The organism is Dysgonomonas sp. HGC4 (assembly GCF_001261715.1).
Taxonomy (GTDB): Bacteria; Bacteroidota; Bacteroidia; order Bacteroidales; family Dysgonomonadaceae; genus Dysgonomonas_A.
Map to the genome: position 1 here is coordinate 1 of NZ_CVRU01000044.1, position 3,369 is coordinate 3,369.

The window sequence follows — 3,369 nt, forward strand, 5'->3', positions numbered from 1 at the left end:
GTGCGTTGAAATATTAGAGAGAGAGAGAGAGAGAGAGAGAGAGAGAGAGAGAGACTAACTAGCAACCACGCTGGTAATAAAAATATTTTAGGCGGATTTTTCCGTCTTTTTTTGCGTCTGTGTGTTTTTGACACTGACCCTAATCGCCGAAAATATTTCCCCAATAAATACTTTAATAGTTCTTCCATAGAAGCTTCTTGTACAGCTTTTTGTTTTTTTTGTTGTCGTTCAGAATCTGTACAGATACAAGGCTTATTTGTGGTAAAACTATGTGTGGTAGTGGTTTGTCGTGATTACAAGCTACTGCTTATTCCTGTTTGCTTTCTTTTAATATTGAAGGCATTGGGTAGCAAGTATCATTCCGTTTTCCTCTCTTTAAGAGGAGGGCGGAGTGAGTTGCTATGCCTTATTACATCTGTTTTAATGACGATCATTTATTTATTTTCTGAGCAAACAAGATTGCTTATTGGGAGAACAGAACAGTTCTTTCTACGAAAAAATCAAACACATATAAAAGAATTACTACAATGAAAAAGAGTTTTTTATTCATCTTTAGTTTATTATCCATTGGGTTATGCTTAGCTCAGGTGGGTATAAACACTAATACTCCGCAGGCGATATTAGAAATTCAGTCGAAAGGAAATACTGCATTAACAAAGGCTTTATCAATAAAAAATAATTCGGCTGTAAATATATTTGATGTACGTGATGATGGGCGTATCGTAACTTCGGGAGTTGCTTCACCCACTGTTCTGTTCGATTTAAGGGATGGCAAAAACAATTCCATTATGGCAGTTGGTGAGAGTAATCAAACTGCTGCGACAGCCAAGGGTGGAGCTGTAAAGTACGATCTGAATACTAAATCGTTGTTTCTTTCAGACAATACTGTTTGGAAAGAATTGGCTTCTGATTATATAAAAACTTTTATCGTTGCGGACATTGCTACTGCAACGCAGAGCTTTGCCAATAATACAACTAATACGATAAAGAATTGGGTTTTGGTATCGGATCTTACGAATAGTTTTAATCCCACGACAGGTATTTTTACAGCACAAAGAAGTTCGGTCTATTCCGTTTCTTTAAATATAATACTAAATGATGGTGCGATAAATGCAAAGACCCAACTGCAAGCATCGCTTATAGCATCCGGAGGGCAGCAAGTAAAGAGTATTACAACTTTTAATGCGGCAGGCAATTTTTCGGCTGGAGTACAATGTTCGGGCAACTTCACATTAGCCTCAGGTGAAACCTTATATGTTGCTTTATGGCATAATATGGGGATTGCGAAAGTTATAAAAGTAGGCTATAACAATCTAACAATAGTCGAACTCTGATTGGAGTATTTAATTAAAATAAGTAAGATTTATGAAAACTAAAAGATTGAATAAGATTGTTGCATTGCTTTTTTGTATTGCAGTGATACCCTCAAATATATGGTCTCAGAGTGTTGGTATTAATACAGTCTCTCCCAGAGCAACCTTTGAAGTAAAAGGCAAGGGGAATACAGCAGCTCAGAAAACTTTACGAGTTGTAAACTCTAGTGGTACCGAGATTCTTACCATGTTGGACAATGGTAGGTTGGGAGTAGGACAGGTTGCACCATCTGTAAGATTAGATTTGCGGGGCGGGGGAGCAAACCCTATTGTGGCTATTGGCACAACTACTAATACAGCCTCGTCGGTAGGCGGGGGAGCTATACGATATATGTCTGGAACGAAAGAGATACACTATTCGGATGGTACTCAATGGTTTCGTTTACAATCGTCAGCCTTAAGACCTTGTGTCGTAGCTCCTAATAATTATGTTGCAGGCTCTTACCCTAGTAATGTTACAACTCGTTTGACTGGTTTTGTGCCGTCATACGATAGTCACGGAGCTTTTAATACTTCTAATTCTGTCTATAAAGCTCCTGTTGATGGACTATATGTGGTGTCTTTTACCCTGTCTTTCAACAGAGCTATTGCAATACAAGCTAATAAATATGTTGAGGGCAGATGGGTTGCAAGTAATGGGCGTACGGTGAGATGTATTCAAGCTTATCCTGATACTGGTATGGGACAAGGTGGGATTACCTGCTCGGGAACCATTCAGCTTGCGGCAGGAGATACTCTATGGCCTGAGGTATGGCACAATCTGGGAGGGACTAAATCTATGAGAGTGTATGGTTATTCACCATCATCTCCTAATTCGGATACTGGTTTTAATCAATTATCCATTTTTGCACAATGATTATGTTGTTTAATTAAAGCTTAGTTTTCTATGAAAAATTATTATATCAGTTCAATATTATTTCTTTTACCCTTTCTGACCATCCAAGCTCAGATAGGTATCAATACAGAAACCCCCGATGCTGTACTCGAAGTTTTGTCTTCAACATCGGTTTCTACGGGTAAAGCTTTTGTAACCAGTAATTCGGATAATTACGAAACGATGCAAATCCGAAATGATGGTTATATCGGTGTAGGAGCATCTAATCCATTGGTGAAGCTCGATCTGAGAGCCGATAATCTATCGAAAGAAAATGCTATCGGTATAGGTTACACTACTCTTACAGCAGCCAATGCTGGAGCGGGAGCCATAAGATATGAGGAGACATCTAAGACTTTGCAATATTCTGATGGTGAGACTTGGTTAACTCTGCAAGCCAATCCTGATAGGGCAATGGTAATTGCGCGTAACTCTTCGGGGCAAGCACTTACTACTGTAAATGGTGTAGCAAGTAGTCGTCTTACTAAATGGACAAAGAGTTATGATAAAACAGGAAGTTTTGATGCTGTTACCGGTTTTTTTGTAGCTCCTCGTAATGGGGTTTATAGTGCTTCGGTAACTGCTGTCTTTCAGCCTAATTCTATGTCGAGCGGAGCTCAGTACGAACTTACTTTAACAGGAGGTTCTATTTCTTTAAAAACAGTTGTGCCTTATTTGAGTACAGTAACGTCTATTAATCTGACTAATACCTGTAAAGGATTGTTTTATCTTACAGCAGGTCAGCAGCTTCAAGCAGGGGTTTATATAACATCAGCCGTGAATCCTGTCTTATCTACAGATGCTTCTTTAAATGTTCTTACTATTGCTGAGATGTAAAGGAGCATATTAAAATTAAATGTATTATTATACATATCAGAGAAATTCCCCTTTCAATTAGTTTAGGGGAATTTTTACTTTAGATAGGGTTCGCCATGCCCATCGAAAGGAGGCTTTAGGTTTATTTATTTAGATATAAATAGTGGGTTTGATAATTTTTTTATTTTCATTTATTTAATTAAAAATTTGAAATGTGGTTGATTGATATTAAAAGTATTTCTATATTTGCATCTGTATAATAACTCTTTACACTTATGATGGTGAGTAAATTAACAAACATATCTA

Annotated in this window: 3 protein-coding genes; all 3 read left to right on the forward strand. The window is 37.6% G+C overall.

Annotated features, from left to right (window positions below):
* The first annotated feature begins 527 nt into the window (after positions 1-527).
* Genes HGC4_RS04025 through HGC4_RS04035 form a run of 3 tightly spaced genes read left to right on the forward strand, consistent with a single transcriptional unit; the run spans position 528 to position 3,084 of the window.
* Positions 528-1,334: a hypothetical protein gene (locus HGC4_RS04025; protein WP_050708840.1), complete on the forward strand. Its 807-nt coding sequence runs from the start codon at positions 528-530 to the stop codon at positions 1,332-1,334.
* Between the two features lie 31 nt (positions 1,335-1,365).
* Positions 1,366-2,229 carry a hypothetical protein gene (locus HGC4_RS04030; RefSeq protein WP_050708841.1) on the forward strand — a complete coding sequence of 288 codons (864 nt, stop codon included), beginning with the start codon at positions 1,366-1,368 and terminating at the stop codon, positions 2,227-2,229.
* A gap of 30 nt (positions 2,230-2,259) precedes the next feature.
* On the forward strand, positions 2,260-3,084 hold the full coding sequence (locus tag HGC4_RS04035; protein WP_050708842.1) for a hypothetical protein: 825 nt from the start codon (positions 2,260-2,262) through the stop codon (positions 3,082-3,084).
* The last annotated feature ends 285 nt before the right edge of the window (positions 3,085-3,369 follow it).